This is a genomic window from Azohydromonas lata, from assembly GCF_034427735.1.
Classification (GTDB): Bacteria; Pseudomonadota; Gammaproteobacteria; order Burkholderiales; family Burkholderiaceae_C; genus Azohydromonas; species Azohydromonas lata.
The window spans coordinates 1-513 of the sequence record NZ_JAXOJX010000207.1; the positions used below are offsets into that span (position 1 = coordinate 1).

Here is a 513-nt window from a genome sequence, read left to right on the forward strand (position 1 = left end):
GTGCTCTCGGGCACCGCCGAAGCCGGCAGCACGGTGCGCGTGAGCGTGGGCGGCGCGACCTACCAGGTCACGGCCGGTGCCAACGGCACGTGGACCGTGGACACGGACAGCGCCACGCCGGTGGAAGGGCAGCTCGCGCTGGGCGGCGATGGCCTGAAGGCGGTGTCGCTGTCGAGCACGGATGCGGCGGGCAACCGCAGCACCGGTACGGCCAGCTTCACGCTGGACGCCACGGCGCCGACGGCGCCTGCGCTGACCTCCGCCGCGTTGACCAACGACGCCACGCCGGTGCTCTCGGGCACGGCCGAGGCCGGCAGCACGGTGCGCGTAAGCGTGGGCGGCGCGACCTACCAGGTCACGGCCGGTGCCAACGGCACGTGGACCGTGGACACGGACAGCGCCACGCCGGTGGAAGGGCAGCTCGCGCTGGGCGGCGATGGCCTGAAGGCGGTGACGCTGTCGAGCACGGATGCGGCGGGCAACCGCAGCACCGGTACGACCAGCTTCACGCTA

Annotated in this window: 1 protein-coding gene; it reads left to right on the forward strand. The window is 73.5% G+C overall.

Going from position 1 to position 513, the window contains the following annotated elements; all coding sequences use genetic code 11:
* Positions 1–513, forward strand: a 513-nt coding sequence (locus tag SM757_RS35045) for an Ig-like domain-containing protein (RefSeq protein ID WP_322468874.1), incomplete at both ends; no start/stop codon positions are given.